Annotated in this window: 15 protein-coding genes; 11 read left to right on the top strand and 4 right to left on the bottom strand. The window is 68.7% G+C overall.

What is annotated here, in order from left to right; translation table 11 throughout:
• Positions 1 to 564, bottom strand: a 564-nt coding sequence (locus J1C73_RS07190; RefSeq protein ID WP_307797622.1) for a ScbR family autoregulator-binding transcription factor, incomplete at its 3' end; no start/stop codon positions are given.
• Between the two features lie 560 nt (positions 565 to 1124).
• Between J1C73_RS07190 and J1C73_RS07185 the strand changes: the two genes are divergently transcribed.
• From J1C73_RS07185 to J1C73_RS07165, 5 genes are all read left to right on the top strand, one after another.
• Complete coding sequence (locus J1C73_RS07185; RefSeq protein ID WP_123466384.1) at positions 1125 to 1805, top strand: HAD family hydrolase; 681 nt, start codon at positions 1125 to 1127, stop codon at positions 1803 to 1805.
• 391 nt (positions 1806 to 2196) lie between these two features.
• Entirely contained in the window at positions 2197 to 2424 is a 228-nt protein-coding gene (locus J1C73_RS07180; protein ID WP_207315603.1) for a hypothetical protein, read from the top strand.
• Between the two features lie 178 nt (positions 2425 to 2602).
• A complete protein-coding gene (locus J1C73_RS07175) occupies positions 2603 to 3907 on the top strand; it encodes a cation:proton antiporter (protein WP_207315602.1) in 1305 nt (434 codons plus the stop codon).
• A 326-nt stretch (positions 3908 to 4233) separates the two neighbouring features.
• Positions 4234 to 5592, top strand: coding sequence for a chloride channel protein (locus tag J1C73_RS07170; RefSeq protein WP_242643831.1), 1359 nt, complete (start codon positions 4234 to 4236; stop codon positions 5590 to 5592).
• Positions 5593 to 5629: 37 nt separating this feature from the next.
• Complete coding sequence (locus J1C73_RS07165; protein ID WP_207315600.1) at positions 5630 to 5773, top strand: hypothetical protein; 144 nt, start codon at positions 5630 to 5632, stop codon at positions 5771 to 5773.
• Positions 5774 to 5845: 72 nt separating this feature from the next.
• Here the strand turns inward: J1C73_RS07165 and J1C73_RS07160 are convergent, their stop codons facing one another.
• On the bottom strand, positions 5846 to 7261 hold the full coding sequence (locus J1C73_RS07160) for a DUF2252 domain-containing protein (protein ID WP_207315599.1): 1416 nt from the start codon (positions 7259 to 7261) through the stop codon (positions 5846 to 5848).
• 934 nt (positions 7262 to 8195) lie between these two features.
• On the opposite strand from J1C73_RS07160, the gene J1C73_RS07155 reads away from it, so the two are divergent.
• From J1C73_RS07155 to J1C73_RS07130, 6 genes are all read left to right on the top strand, one after another.
• Positions 8196 to 8561 carry a hypothetical protein gene (locus J1C73_RS07155; protein ID WP_207315598.1) on the top strand — a complete coding sequence of 122 codons (366 nt, stop codon included), beginning with the start codon at positions 8196 to 8198 and terminating at the stop codon, positions 8559 to 8561.
• A 79-nt stretch (positions 8562 to 8640) separates the two neighbouring features.
• The gene (locus tag J1C73_RS07150) at positions 8641 to 8901 is read left to right on the top strand and encodes a hypothetical protein (RefSeq protein ID WP_207315597.1); all 261 of its coding nucleotides are present in this window, start codon (positions 8641 to 8643) and stop codon (positions 8899 to 8901) included.
• Positions 8898 to 9203 carry a hypothetical protein gene (locus J1C73_RS07145; protein ID WP_207315605.1) on the top strand — a complete coding sequence of 102 codons (306 nt, stop codon included), beginning with the start codon at positions 8898 to 8900 and terminating at the stop codon, positions 9201 to 9203. Before J1C73_RS07150 ends, J1C73_RS07145 begins: the two co-directional genes overlap by 4 nt.
• A 240-nt stretch (positions 9204 to 9443) precedes the next feature.
• Positions 9444 to 10196 carry a (5-formylfuran-3-yl)methyl phosphate synthase gene (locus J1C73_RS07140; RefSeq protein WP_207315596.1) on the top strand — a complete coding sequence of 251 codons (753 nt, stop codon included), beginning with the start codon at positions 9444 to 9446 and terminating at the stop codon, positions 10194 to 10196.
• Positions 10197 to 10204: 8 nt separating this feature from the next.
• Positions 10205 to 11608: an aldehyde dehydrogenase family protein gene (locus J1C73_RS07135; RefSeq protein ID WP_207315595.1), complete on the top strand. Its 1404-nt coding sequence runs from the start codon at positions 10205 to 10207 to the stop codon at positions 11606 to 11608.
• 2 nt (positions 11609 to 11610) lie between these two features.
• On the top strand, positions 11611 to 12699 hold the full coding sequence (locus tag J1C73_RS07130; RefSeq protein WP_207315594.1) for an alcohol dehydrogenase catalytic domain-containing protein: 1089 nt from the start codon (positions 11611 to 11613) through the stop codon (positions 12697 to 12699).
• 45 nt (positions 12700 to 12744) lie between these two features.
• Here J1C73_RS07130 and J1C73_RS07125 read toward each other — a convergent pair whose 3' ends face one another.
• On the bottom strand, positions 12745 to 13650 hold the full coding sequence (locus J1C73_RS07125; protein ID WP_207315593.1) for a class I SAM-dependent methyltransferase: 906 nt from the start codon (positions 13648 to 13650) through the stop codon (positions 12745 to 12747).
• A 127-nt stretch (positions 13651 to 13777) separates the two neighbouring features.
• Complete coding sequence (locus J1C73_RS07120; RefSeq protein WP_207315592.1) at positions 13778 to 14311, bottom strand: EF-hand domain-containing protein; 534 nt, start codon at positions 14309 to 14311, stop codon at positions 13778 to 13780.
• Between the last annotated feature and the right edge of the window lie 287 nt (positions 14312 to 14598).

Genomic DNA, 14598 nt, shown 5'->3' with positions numbered 1-14598 from the left:
CTTCAGTATCAGCAGCCACCACTGGTCCAACTGCTCCCTCCAGCCCCGCCCGCCCGGCAGATCATCGGTCAGCACACAGAGACCGAAGAACGCGCACACGAGCGTCACAGCCGCGGCCGACGGCTCGACCCCTGCCGCGAGTTCACCTCTCATGCGGGCCTGAGTCAGGAGCCTGGTGGCAGCCGACGCCCAGGTACTGAACGGCGTGGGCAGGGCGGCCTCGATGCCGTGGCGTTCCGCCCACAGCCGCGCGCCCGCGCGGGCCACGACGTCCTCACTGAGGGACCGTGCGACTCCGAAGCTGAGGACGACCAGTTTCTCAAGCGGAGGAATGCCGGGCGTGGCATAGAGGGCGGCGAGTTGCGGCCAGGTGGCGAACTGCTCGCGCACCACTGCCAGCGCAAGCTTCTCCTTGCTGTAGTAATGGAAATAGATGGCCCCACTGGTCTTTCCCGAGTGATCACTTATGTCATTGACACTCGTTCCCGCATATCCCCGTTCGACAAATAGATGTGCTGCTGATTCCAGCAGCACTCTGCGGGTCGCACGCGCCCTTTCCTGCACTTCAGTTCCACCTTCGCTCAAATGTGCTAGCGCCACGACAGGAGAGTTCGAACCCTCCCCATGGAGGGCACAGTCGCATCGCGCGAAGATCTTATTATTCGTCGCCTGCGCGCGGGCAGGGGAATATTCACACAATCCATCACCCCGCAGAGCGGGATCGTTCGTCAGGGCGCGGCAAATCCGCCCGAACAACACTGCCGCAGCACCTCCTGCCAGGCATGTTGACGGCCTCACGGGTGCTACGGCCTCACTCGTCACCCCGCACGCGGACGCCGGTCACCTTCGGCCGGGACGCTTCCGTCCACTCGAATTGGTGATTGCGGAAATCAGCAGGGCCGAATTAACGTAACGGCCACGATGTTTTCGGCTTCAGCCGAAAGCGACGACGCGCGTCCTCCATAGCGCGCCCGGTCATAGCCCCACGGCCGCAACAGCCGTGCGACATCGCTCGTTCCCTCTCATTTCATCGAGTGGACCACGCATCATCCCGGCACCCTCGTGTGTCCTGCCTGCGCCCGCGCAACGAACCGGCCGGTGCAGCCTCCGAGATCGGCAATGACATGACAGCTCGAAACATCCTTTTGTGGTCGCCGTCCGCCATCGTCTTCGACTGCGACGGAACCCTGATGGACACGGAACAGCACTGGCAGGAGGCCCGGAACATCACCTTCCGGCTGTTCGGCCTCAAACCACCGACCGGGTTCGCCGACCGCGCCAAGGGCGTGCACTACAGCGAGTGCGGCGCGCTCATGGCCGAGGAGACCGGAAAGCCCAACCTCGGCGACGACCTGGCCGACACACTCCTCACCACCTTCACCGCACTGGTCGACCAGAACCCCGTGACCATGCCGGGCGCCGCCGCGCTGGTCCGGCTTACCGCTCGCCACCTCCCCCTCGCGGTGGCGAGCAACTGCCCCCGGGAGATGGTGGAATCATGCCTCCACCGGGCCGGACTCCTCAGCTCCTTCAGCCATGTCGTGGTCGCCGGCGAAGACATCCGGCCGAAGCCCGAGCCCGACGTGTACAGAGTCGCCGCCCGCCTCTGCGGTGTACCGCCCGAGGAGGCTCTGGCCGTGGAGGACTCGTTCACCGGCATGGAATCGGCCCGCCGGGCGGGCCTGCGGGTCATCGGCATCGGGCCGCGCCCAGAGGCGCCGGAGGCGAAGCACGCCGATCTGTGGGTCCCGAGCCTTGCCGACCAAGAGCTGGTGAGGTGGGCCGGTAGCTGGATCGACGCGTAGACCTGCCATGGGCGGGCGCGATGTCAGCCGGAGGTCAGATGGGGTTCCAGGCCATGTACGGACCCGGCGGCGGCAGAGGCATTGCGCGATTGGGATTGGTCCGGTTCGCCGGTCTCATGAGCGATGTGGGCTCATGTCCGTTGTCCGGTAAGGGACCCCGGAGAGCAGAGCAGGCACGGTACTGGTGATCATGTGGTTGTCGAGACCCAGGAGAACCGAGCGAGACCGTGCCTGCCCGAACACAGCCGCCCATCTCTTCCGCACTGAGGCAACTGGGCTCCCCGGTTGATGACCTCACCTCAAGCGATGTCGCTGACCTGTGACTTTTCCTGATCCGGGTCGCCGATCCCCGCGATGCGCGAGGTCTACGATATCCGGTCCCCGCGTTGCTGTGCGCGGCCGTCTCGGCGAGCTGACCGGGGCCCGCTCGTTCATCGCGATCAGCGAGTGGATCACGGATGCCCCGCAGCATGTGCTGGGCATCCGTGGCTTCGCTGCCGATCCTCTTACCGGTCTGCGGCCGGTGCCGCACGCCGCAACCGCACGCCGCCTGCCGCAGCGTGCGGACGGCGATGCGCTGGACGCGGGGTGCCGGCTCACCCAACGGTCATCGCCCTGATGTCCTTCCACCCGGGCTCCACGACGGCTTCGGGTGATCTCTACCAAGCGTTCGGCGCGGTTTCACGGGGACCGGACCCAGGAGCCCTACGGTCAGGATCGCGATTCGCGGGAGTCTCCGGCTACCGGCCACTCCCCCTGACGAGGCAGACCGGGCCGCAGCGGGACGATGGGACGGTATGGAAGCAACGTTTTCGCTGATCCTGCTGGCACTGTTCTTGTGGGGGCTGTGTTCGCAGCGGGTGGCAAAGGCAGAACTCACCGCGCCAGTCGTCTTCGTACTGCTCGGCCTGGTGATGCACGAGGGAATCGGTTCGGTGAACCTGACGCCCTCCCCGGAGACTGTCAAGGCACTGGCTGAGATCACGCTCACCTGGGTGCTCTTCACCGACGCAGCGCGCCTGTCAATCCCTTCGGTGCAGGCAGACCTGCGTCTGTACGCCCGTCTGCTGGCGGTCGGCCTGCCGCTGTGCATCGGCCTTGGGATGTTGATGGCCGACGTCCTGCTCCCGGGCGTCTCCGGTTGGGCCGCACTCTACGTCGGCGCAGCGCTGGCGCCGACGGACGCGGCGCTGGGCGCCTCGATGATGTCGAATCCGGTGGTACCAGGGCGGATTCGCAGGGCGATCAACGTGGAGAGCGGCCTCAACGACGGTATCGCCACCCCCATCGTGGTGCTGTCCCTTGCCGGCATCGCCGCCGCGGAGGGCGGAGGCGGCCATGGAGGGGCGGGCGGCGCGCTGGTGGAACTGCTGATCGGCCTGGCGTACGGCGGCGCCCTGGGGCTGGTCGCGGGCCGACTGCTGAACTGGGCGCTGCACCGGGGCTGGGCGGCCGAGGACTTCGCCGGTGCGGCCGTGCTCGCGCTGGCCCTGCTCAGCTATACGTCGGCTATCGGGTTCGGCGGAAACGGATTCGTGGCCGCGTTCGTCAGCGGCCTGGCGTTCGGAGCGGCGTACAGGCAGGGGGCGCCGCAATGGCAGCTTGCCTTCGCCGAACAGTCCGCTTCCGTGCTGTCGCTGCTGGTGTGGCTCTTGTTCGGTGCCGTCGTGCTGCCCGAGGCCTTCCACCATCTGTCCTGGCAGGTGTGGCTGTACGCGGTGGTGAGCCTGACAGTGGTCAGGATGGTGCCGGTGGCCCTGGCCCTGACGGGCAGCGGCCTGGATCGCTCCACCGTGCTGTTTGTCGGCTGGTTCGGTCCCCGAGGGCTGGCCTCGGTCATCTTCGCCCTGCTGGCAGTCGAGGAACTGGCCCCGCCCATCGCTCGCGGGGTGGTGCCCGTCGTGGTCTGCACGGTGCTGCTCAGTGTCGTGGCGCACGGCGTCAGTTCCACCCCTCTCGCACAGCGCTACGGGCGGTACTCGCAAGGAGAGAAGCAGCCGGAGCAGGAGTACGAGTTCGAGGACCTGCCCGTCAGAGGGCTGACGGCAAAAGGTGCCCTGCCGAAACGGGTCGGCGGCTCTGACGCACCTGACGACAAGTAGTGGACAGAGTGCCTGATATCCGGAACTCACTGCGCATCGGGTGCCACCCCAGAATGTTCCCCTCAACTCCTGCGATGCCTCTCTCTCGGGAGCGGGGGCAGGAGCGGGACCGCACCCGGACAGGGTGGGTGATTCCCGGACAGCGCCGGCCTGACGTCTCCCCGAATGGCTTCGGGATCCGGCGGGATCAAGGCTGTGCCGGTACCCGGCACAGCCGCTGACCGGCGGGGCTACTGCGCCGGGGATGCCGAAGACGTCTGCCTGGGTGAATCTGATCCCAGAGGCGCCGTGCCCACCGGCCGGCCGAGGAGATGGGGACGGGAACGATGGAGCAGCAGGCTTCGGAGCCCACCGAGACACGCGAACTCAGCCAGGTGCTGCGGGATTCGGGATATCGAAAGCTGCTGGTGCTGGCGACGCTGTTGGGGGTGCCTCTGTCGCTGCTGGCGTTCGGCTTTCTGACGTTGGAACACGCCGCACAGAACGGGTTGTGGGAGCACCTGCCGCACCAACTGGGTTATGCCGACCCTCCCTGGTGGTGGCCGCTCCCGCTACTGGCTGTCGCCGGACCGGCGGTGGCCTGGGTGGTTACCCGTCTGCCGGGCAACGGGGGCCACATCCCCGCGCAGGGCATGGTGGCTGGACCGCCTGCTCCCTCGGCGGTGCCGGGGATCGTCGTGGCCGGTCTGGCCAGCTTGGCTCTGGGCGCGGTCCTGGGCCCGGAGGCTCCGCTCACGGCGATGGGGGCCGGACTCGCGCTCATGACCGTCCGCTCCGCCCGGCGGGCTGATTCCCCGCGCCTGGTCGCCGTGCTGGCTGCCACCGGTTCGGCAGCAGCGGTTGCCACTGTCTTCGGTAGCCCAATCGTCGCCGCCGTTCTGATCATCGAACTGGCCGGGATCGGCGGACCCAGCCTCTTCGCGTTGATCCTGCCGTGCCTCCTGGCCGCTGGCGTCGGCGCCCTGGTCTTCACCGGTTTCGGGGCCCTTACCGGCCTGGATACGGGCGGACTGGCGCTGCCCTCGGTACCGCCGAGCGAGACGCCAGGGGTGGGGGACTTCCTGTGGGGGGTGCCCCTGGCCGCGGTGATCGCCTGCGTCGTGGTCGCCGCCATGACGTTCGGAAGCAAACTGGCCGACTGGGTCATGCAACGTACGGCGATGCGGATTGTCCTCTGCGCGGTCGTGGTGGGAGTGCTGCTGGCCTCGTACGGGCTGGTGACGGGCCGCAGTCCGGGAGAGGCCGCTCTGTCGGGTCAGGCCACGCTGGCCGAGCTGGCCGCCGATCCGCACGCGTGGCCTGTTTCGGCGCTGATCTGGCTGTTCCTCTTCAAGGGACTGGCCTGGACGGTCTCACTGGCGGCGCTGCGTGGCGGCGCGGTATTCCCGGCCCTGCTGCTCGGCTCGGCACTGGCCACCGCCTGTTCCGGCTTCCCAGGTTTCGGCGTGACGTCCGGGCTGGCAGTCGGGCTCGCCGCCGCAACCGCAGCGGTGATGCGGCTTCCCGTCACAGGAACGATTCTGGCGGTCCTGCTGCTGGGCACGGAGGCCCCTGGTCAAGTCGCGCTGATCATCGTCAGTTCCGTGGTGTCCTTCGTCGTCGGAGAACTGGTGCGCTCCGGGCGGAGTGCCGCGGCGTCAAAATCTGCGGAGCCGCCGACCCACCCGGCCCCGACAACCGTCTGAAGCCCTTCCGCTCGACGCGTCCCACTCCGGCTGGTTCGTGCTGGGTTTCGTCGTGTTCGCGGCGGTGGCCGGATGGCAGGTGTACGCGATCACTCGCTCGGCCCACTCGCGTCTGCGGGCGATCGAGGCCTTCGGCATCAACCGCACGTTCCCACAGGCGGACTCGCGACGGGAGCCCTGAATCTTGAATCCGCAGTACCGCACATCTCGATCGAGCGTGCCTCGAGCCCTGCTTGGCGAGTGCCGCAGCGCCTCACTCTGCCTGGGCACTCACCCGGCCCGCCCTGACCGAGTCGAGCAACGCCTGGTGGTCGCGTTCGTTCTGGTCGGCGTAGCTCTCGGCGAACCGCGCCACAGCTTGGTCGAAGACGTCGGCGCGACCGAGGTAGGCGGCGATGGCGATCCGGTCACCGGACCGGGCATGCGCCCTGGCGAGCGTCGCGCCGCAAACCTCGCCGAATGCCTCCATCGTGCGCGGCCCCTGGCGCGAGGGGTCGGCGATGCCCTTCCAGTCACGCAGCTGCCGGACGTAGAAGTCCCGTTCCTGACCGTCGGGTGCATGGACACGCTCCCAACCGAGAAAGATGTCACTGGCCGCTTGCATCAGCCGCTGTCCCGCGACGACCCGCTGCCCCTGGGTGGGGTATTCGCTCGCGCCGGCGTACGCGGCGAGTACCGACTCATCGGCCTCTTTGGCCTGCAGGAACAGCGGATCCCCGCCGTCCCGACCGAGCAGCAGGATGATCCAGCAGCGTGTGCCGACGCTCCCGACACCGACCACTTTGCGTGCCATGTCGACCATGGTGAACTGCCGCAGCAAATGCTCCCGGTCGGCAGAAAGGCTTCTCCCGTAACGGTCCACCAGACCGCGGATCATGTCCTCCATCTGGGTTCGTTCGAGATCAGGCAGCAGGTCGGCGGCCCGCTCGACGGTGGGCGGTGAGGATGCGATCCGCCGTTTCCCGTCGACGACCTCGGTCAGCTTCTCGAACGCCTGGAGGCTGTCGCGTGTGCGCGCCTTGGCCATGGCGGCGGACACCCGCTTGCTTTCCCGCCGCGGCAGGCGGTCGGATGCCAGGGCCCGCAGCTGTTCAAAATCGGTCTTCGCGTACCACACGTCGAGGTTGCGCATGCCGGCGAGGGTGCGCATCCGCTCACGGTAGGACCGCACGGCGGACCGGACGATCGTTGTGCGCTCGGCGTCGGTGAAGCCGTTCGCCCGTCCGGCGATGGCCAGGCTGGTGGCCAGCCGCTTGAGGTCCCACTCCCATGGTCCGGGCAGGGTTTCGTCGAAGTCGTTGATGTCGAAGAGCAGGCTGCGTTCGGGTGATGCCAGCAGCCGGAAGTTGAGCATGTGCGCGTCGCCGCACAGTTGGACCCGCAGGCCCGCATCCGGAGTGGTGGCCAGGTCACCGGCCATGATCGCGGCGGCACCGCGGAAGAAGCGGAACGGAGACTCTGACATCCGTCCGTAGCGGATCGGAACCAGTTCCTTGAGCCGGGTGGCCGACTGCTTCTCGATGGTGTCCACCGGGTTTGCTCGCAGCTCGGACGGCGCGAAGTCACCGTGGCTGGAGCGTGGTGCGCGGGTCCGCGCCGCCTTGCCGCGAGCGGCGCGTTCTTGTGGGGACAGTTGCTGCTCCGGTGTGCTCGCTGTACGCCCGGTCATGGCACAACCTCCTCACAGGCCGCCCGGGCCCTGGCCCGGCGGCATACCGTCAATCATCACAGCCGCCCGAACCGTGCGCATCTCACGCACGCGGTGACTCCTGGCGCTGGTGGCTCGGGCATCCGCCTGGTGCGCGCCCCCGCTCAGCGGCGATTCAGCGGAGGAGGGGCCCGTGCGTGGAACGGCCGGCGGTCCACCTCGTTCCGGCCCGTGTGAAGGAATTCGCGGAATGGTAAGCCGGCAGGACGACGGCAGCGACGGCAGCGACGGCAAGGGGCAGCGCACCCCATCACAGGGACGGACGGCTTCTGCCTGGCACCGTTCCAGATCTTCGACCTGCAGCCGCAGTTCCTCCAGTTCACGCTCCGCGTCGCAATGGGCGCAGACCGGGGCTGTCGGTATCACCGGCCGTGCTGCGCTTCACTCCGTGGCAGAAAGCCGCCGAACGAATCCGTCCGCTTCCAGCGGGGCGCCGTTCACTCTTCCCAGCTCCGGTGACCCAAACGAGTGAAGCGGGGAAGGGCACAGGCCTTGTGGTTCGGGCGGGTCATCTGCCGGTCGATGACTGTTCCGGGCCGGACGGGGCCGCATAAGCGGCGGCGGCGGGAGTAGGGCCGGGGTCACAGTCGAACCCGATCCCCATACGGTTCATGAAGGCTGCCTCCCCGCTCGCGAGAACCCAGCGAAGTCCGCGCGCGTCCTCGTAGAGCGTGGACGCGCGGTCCCCGACGGAGTCGTCATGCTCGTGTCCTGTCATGCCTGACCAACGATCGGCCGCGGCCGGCCGAACTGCGCCAGATGGACGAACCGCGGACACCGTCGTGGGTACCGAGCCGGCCTGGTGCAGTGTCCGTTCCCGTGTTGGTCATGGCAGCCGAGGCCGATTCGGGTTGCCGGGGCTGTGAGTCCTGCGGAGCGGAGGAGTGACATCGACATGCCGGATCCGGTCTCCAGGCCGACGGCTGCCACGTCGGCTGATGTGGCGCGAGCTCGGGCCGAGACTGCGCTGAGCCTCCCGGCTCCGCTGGTCGCGCTGTGGAACGTGACGGACGGCCTGCTGACTGATGCCGGTGTGAGCGTCTACTCGGCCGGGTGCATCGGCGAACGCAACACCACCTACGAAGTCGCCCAGTACGCACCGGGTTTCGTCCTCATCGGCGACAACAGTGGAGGCCGCGGGTTTCTCCTGCGCGCAGACGATCCGGGCTCCGCTGTGCTCTCCTCGGACCTGGGCGATCTGGGTCCTGAAGACTTCGAAGTCGAGTCCGAGGACTTCGCGTCCTGGATCGAATCACTCTGACCCGCAGGCCGACACCTCGGTTGACCCACAGGCCGAGGTGTCAACATCCGTGGCTGTTGGACGCGCCACCATCCCGCGGGTGCTGGACCGCAAGGTCTCGGCGGCAGAAGTCGCAGCGGTCCACGCCGATGCCCCCTCCCCCGCACAGGTCCGCGCGCGGGTGGAGCTCAATGAACTCATCGACGACGAAGACTTCCGCGACCGCATGCGGCTGGAGCCCGTTCGCGAGCGGATCACCCCCAGCGAAGGAAGCAGGCATCGATCCACTCGGGCCGGAAGCCGTACCGACCGTCCGGACCGTCGTCCAACTGTTCACCCAGGCGTGCCCGCACATCCCTGAATCGGACGGAGCAGCGGCGGCAGCGGATCGAGCTGTCTGAGGCCCGGCGTGCTGAGCGGCTCGCGCTTCTCGAACGGTTCGTCGAGGTGGGCTCCGAGGCGGAGCGCGCGGCTTTCGACCGGCCGCACGAATGGGACGACACAACCCCTTGGTTCCTCGCGACCCGGGACTCCATGAACAGACTCTGGGTCGCGGAGCGGCTGATCCGTATCCAGTTTCCGCCGGCCGTGCACGACTACTTGAAGGACAACAGACTGGCCTTCCTTGACACGGCCCGCACGGTCATGGGACAGCCGCAGTGAGTGTCGAAGGCCATGTGCGGGACAGCCCTTGCGACAGCGGGCACACCTTCGCACAGTGGTTCGGACCGGCGTGGACGGCGGACTGCGGCGCGTGGACAGGTCGGGGCAGTGACCCGTTCTGACTCCGCACGCCCTGCCGGTGACCACGGCCCGCAGCCATGATGAGCGGACGGCAAGTGATCCAAGCGGCTCCGCTCGCCCGCCCCTCGGCAGGCGGGCCTGCGGTGGAAGGAATCCACATTGTTGCTTCTCATCTCCCCGGACGGCGTCGAGGAGGCCCTCGACTGCGCGAAGGCGGCGGAGCACCTCGACATCGTCGATGTAAAGAAGCCCGATGAGGGGTCACTCGGCGCGAACTTCCCGTGGGTCATCAGGGAGATCCGCGACGCGGTGCCGGCGGACAAACCGGTGTCCGCCACCGTGGGCGACGTACCGTACAAGCCCGGCACGGTGGCCCAGGCGGCACTCGGTGCGGCTGTCTCCGGAGCCACGTACATCAAGGTCGGCCTCTACGGATGCACGACACCCGAGCAGGCCGTGGACGTCATGCGAGGGGTCGTCCGGGCGGTGAAGGACTATCGGCCGGACGCGTTCGTCGTCGCCTCCGGGTATGCCGACGCCCACCGGGTCGGCTGCGTCAACCCGCTCGCGCTGCCCGACATCGCCCGCCGCTCCGGCTCCGACGCGGCCATGCTCGACACCGCGGTCAAGGACGGGACACGGCTGTTCGACCACGTTCCGCCGGACGTCTGCGCGGAGTTCGTCCGCCTGGCTCACGAGGCCGGTCTGCTCGCCGCCCTCGCGGGCAGCGTCAAGGCGGTGGACCTCGGCGCGCTGACCCGTATCGGCACCGACATCGTGGGGGTGCGCGGGGCGGTCTGCGAGGGAGGCGACCGCAACACCAGAAGGATTCGGCCGCAGTTGGTGGCCGCCTTCCGGGCAGAGATGGACCGCCATGCCCGGGAGCACGCCGCTGCCACCGCGACGAGCTGACCGCCGGGATGCCGAATTGTCAGAACCGTCGCGCGCCCGGCATCCGCGGCGGGCGCTTCACCGTCGTCGATCCGGCGACGGGCGAGGCCTTCGACGACTCCCCCGACCAGCAGCCGGACGAGTTGGACGGCGTCGTCGGACGGGCCCACGAGGCCTGGCGAAGCTGGCGGGCCGACACCGTCGCGCGCGCCACCGCACTGCTCGCGGCAGCCGACGCCGTGGAGGCCGCCGGGGCCGGAATCGCTCCGCTGCTCACCCGTGAACAGGGCAAGCCCCTGGCCGAGTCGTACGCGGAGATCGCCCGCACGGCGGCCCGTCTGCGCTACTTCGCCGAGCCGGCCCCCGGGCCCCGGCCGATCACGGACGGCCGGCCGGTACGCAGCGAGATCCGCTGGCAGCCGCTCGGGCCGGTCGCCGCTATCGTCCCGTGGAACTTTCCCCTCCAGCTCGCGTCGGCGAAGTTCGCGCCCGCGCTCGCCGCAGGCAACACGGTGGTGCTCAAGCCGTCCCCGTTCACGCCCCTCGCCACCCGGCTGCTGGCATCCGTAGTCTCCAGCGCCCTCCCCGAGGGCGTACTGACGATCGTCACCGGTCGCGAACCCCTCGGCGCCCGCCTCGCGTCCCATCCGGGAATCCGTCATGTGACCTTCACGGGTTCGATTCCCACCGGGCGGGCCGTCGCCGAGGGCGCGGCGGCCTCGCTCGCCCGGGTCACGCTGGAACTGGGCGGCAACGACGCCGCGATCCTGCTGGACGACGTGGATGTGGAGCGGATCGCGGAACGGCTGTTCTGGGCGGCGTTCCGCAACTGCGGGCAGGTCTGCATGGCGGTCAAGCGCGTCTACGCCCCGGCCCGGCTCTACTCCCGCGTGGTCGAGGCCCTCGCGCAGCACGCGAAGACCGTCGTCGTGGGAGCCGGGCTCGCCCCGGACACACAGCTGGGACCGGTCAACAACGCCCCCCAACTGGCCCGGGTCGAGCGCTGCACGGCCCAGGCCCTGGCGGACGGCGGCCGAGCCGTCTCCGGCGGCCACCGCCTGGACCGGCCCGGCTACTTCTTCGCCCCGACGGTCCTGGCCGATGTCCCGCCCGACAGCCCGGTGGTGACGGAGGAGCAGTTCGGTCCGGTCCTGCCGGTGCTCCCGTACACAAGCCTCGACGAAGCCGTCGAGGCGGCCAACGACACCGGGTTCGGGCTGGGCGGGTCGGTATGGGGGACCGACCTCGACCGGGCCGAGGCGGTGGCCGACCGGCTGGAGTGCGGGACGGCGTGGATCAACCACCACGCCGAACTTTCCCTCGCCCAGCCCTTCGCGGGCATCAAGGAGAGCGGGGTCGGCATCGCGGGCGGGCCGTGGGGACTCTACGGGAACCTCAGGCCGTTCGTCGTGCATCGTCCGCAGGAGGCGTGACGATGCGGTTCGACGCGGCGGTACTGCGCTCGTACGAGAGCCCGTTCGCAGTCGAGGAGGTGATCCTGAACGCCGGCCCGGCCGAGGGCGAGATCCTGGTCAGGATCGCGGGCTGCGGAATGTGCCGGACCGATCTCGCGGTCCGGCACTCAGCGGGTCGCTCACCGCTGCCGGCAGTGCTCGGCCACGAGGGTGCCGGGGTGGTGGTGGAGACGGGCGGCCCTGACACCGGCCTGAGCATCGGCGACCATGTCGTGCTGGGCTTCGACTCCTGCGGACACTGCCGGACCTGCATGGGCGCGGCCCCCGCCTACTGCGACTCATTCGCCTCGCTCAACCTCTTCGGAGGGCGCACGGAGCACGCGGCGCGGTTCAGGGACGCCGCCGGGGGCGAACTGGCCCCGCGGTGGTTCGGCCAGTCGTCGTTCGCCGAGTACGCGATGGTCCCGGCCCGCAATGCCGTACGGGTCGACCCCTCGCTGCCCCTCGAACTGCTCGGACCGCTCGGCTGCGGCTTCCTCACCGGCGCCGGAGCAGTCCTCAACTCCTTCGGTGTCGGTCCCGGCGACACCCTCGCGGTCTTCGGTGCGGGAGCGGTGGGTCTGGCCGCGGTGATGGCGGCCACCGCCGCCGGGGCGGTGACCGTGGCCGTCGACCGATTCCCCGAACGGCTGGCCCTCGCCGAGTGGTTCGGCGCGATCCCGCTGCGCGCCGGATCGGCCGGGCTGGCCGACCGCATCCAGGTCCGGACCGACGGCGGCGCACAGTACGCGCTGGACACCACGGGCTCCGCCCCGCTGATCAACGACGCACTCCGGGCCCTGCGCCCGACCGGCCATCTCGGGCTGGTGGCACGGCTCCGCACCGCACTGCCGCTCGAACCGGGGGCACTCGACCGGGGCCGGAGGATTTCCCACATCTGCGAGGGGGACGCGGTGCCGCGGCTGTTGATCCCGAGGCTGACCGGGCTGTGGCAGGCCGGACGGTTCCCCTTCGATCAACTGATCCGGAAGTACCCGCTCGTCGACATCAACGAGGCCGAGCGAGACTGCGACGCGGGCCGCGTGGTCAAGCCGGTCCTGGTTCCGTAGGGGAAGGGCCCAGGAGGCGCACCGGGGCGCCTCCTGGGGGCGGGGTCACATGCGGGGCTTGTTCGCGAACACCCACCGATTGCCCGCCAGGGCGTCGTTCTGCTCGGGCAGTGGGCCGCGCCCGTGGTGGCGAGTGAAGTCGAAGGGAGTGTGGACCGTTGTGGACCAGCCCTTGCCCGCCAGATTGCTGGCGGAGTCGGGCCGTGGCTCTCTGTCGAACAGCGCGAGCAGGTCGATGCCGATCTGCTGTGTCGTCGAGGTGTAGAGCGGGCTGTCGCGGTATTCCAGCAAGTCCTTGTCGAGTTTGACTTCGAACGTCAGCGTGCTTCCTCCCGCACTCAACCGGTCCACCGTGTCGATGAGGTAGGTCTCGGCAGTGTTGGGCAAGTAGAACAGCAGCCCCTCGGCCAGCCAGACACTCGGTGCGGCCGTGTCGAAGCCGGCGTCGGTCAGCGCTCCGACCCAGTCGGCGCGCAGATCGACCGGGATCGGTACGCGCGCCGCTTTCGGGGCGGCCGACAGCCCGTCGAGCACCTCGTGCTTGAACGCCAGCACGCCTTCCCTGTCGATCTCGAAGATCACGCAGTCCGGAGGCCAGTCGAGTCGGAACGCCCTCGAATCCAACCCGGCCCCGAGCAGCACCACTTGGCGGGCGTCCTCGCGCACCGACCGCAGGAGGAAGTCGTCGAAGACCCTCGTCCGCAGGCCGAAGTAGCGTGCGAATCGCCCCCACAGCGGGTTCGCCTCCCCGTCCGGAACCTGTTGCATGCGGACCGGCCAGCCCGCGGACGCCGGTGCGGCGAGCACGAAGTGCTCCGCGTAGACGTCCCGTGCCAGGGGGTCGTGGCGGTTGGTCTCGATCGCCCGTGCCGCGGCGACCAGGAGAGCGGTCAGGCCGACGCCCCCGTCCACGCCTTCCACCCCGGTGTTCCGATGCGCCGCGCCGGCCACATGCCCTCCTTGAGACGCGTTGAGACCACGAACAGCGAGAAATGCGAATGCCAGGTCCTGAGGAGCCGATTCCGGACGAGTGCGGCGCGGTGATCCACCGGACTCCTTTGACTGAGGGGCCCGCGTTTCAGACTGTCGCGCTCCCAACGAGGTGGTCACCGGGAATACCCGCCTTATCCGGGCTGTAGTAGTCCTTGATTCCGACGACCCAGGCCGCCACCTCGATCCGATCGGATTCCGAGGGTTCGAAGGCGTCGAACAGAGCGTCGATGTTCGGGCGCCCGAAACCGATCGCTGTCATCAGCGCCATGAAGAGGGGCCGCTCGATGAGTCCGTCCCCGTCCGGGTCGCCGAGCGCGGCGAGCGACTCGGCGAAGTCGCTGATCGTCAGGTCGAAGCGCTCGGGTGACAGTACGCAGGCGGCGTACTCGTCGAAGGTGATCCTGCCGTCGCCGTCGGCGTCCAGTTCAGCGCCCAAGGTCGACCAGTACCGCCGGAAGGCGGCCAGCATCGCGTCCTTCGCGGCGTTATCGGAATCGGGTGCCGCCTCGACGACACGGCTTGCCATGATTTCGAAGTCGTCGGCTTCGATAGCGCCATTGCCATTGGCGTCGAACAGGGAGAAGACAAGCCTGACCCGATTGATCGCCTCTGCACGCACAGTCCCGCCACCTTTCTTTTGGCCACACCTTGCCGGGTGGCACAAAAGGAATTGATGAATGATCGGTCACCGCATTTACCGGCCCGATCCGAACTCGGGACTCCGGCCACCCCTTTACTATCCGGCCGACAATCAGCCCTGCACGAAAGAACCATCAGGATTCACCTGAACGGGTGCATTTCGCCCCCATGAAGTGTGCCGTGAGCTTTCAGGCCTTCGGCGCGTGAAGAAATCACCCCCTCCCGGCCACCGATTCGCCCACCCGGTCACCTGGTCACCCCGGCCGC

The organism is Streptomyces laculatispora (assembly GCF_017353455.1).
GTDB classification, from domain to species: Bacteria; Actinomycetota; Actinomycetes; order Streptomycetales; family Streptomycetaceae; genus Streptomyces; species Streptomyces laculatispora.
This window is presented reverse-complemented; position numbering and strand designations above follow the sequence as displayed.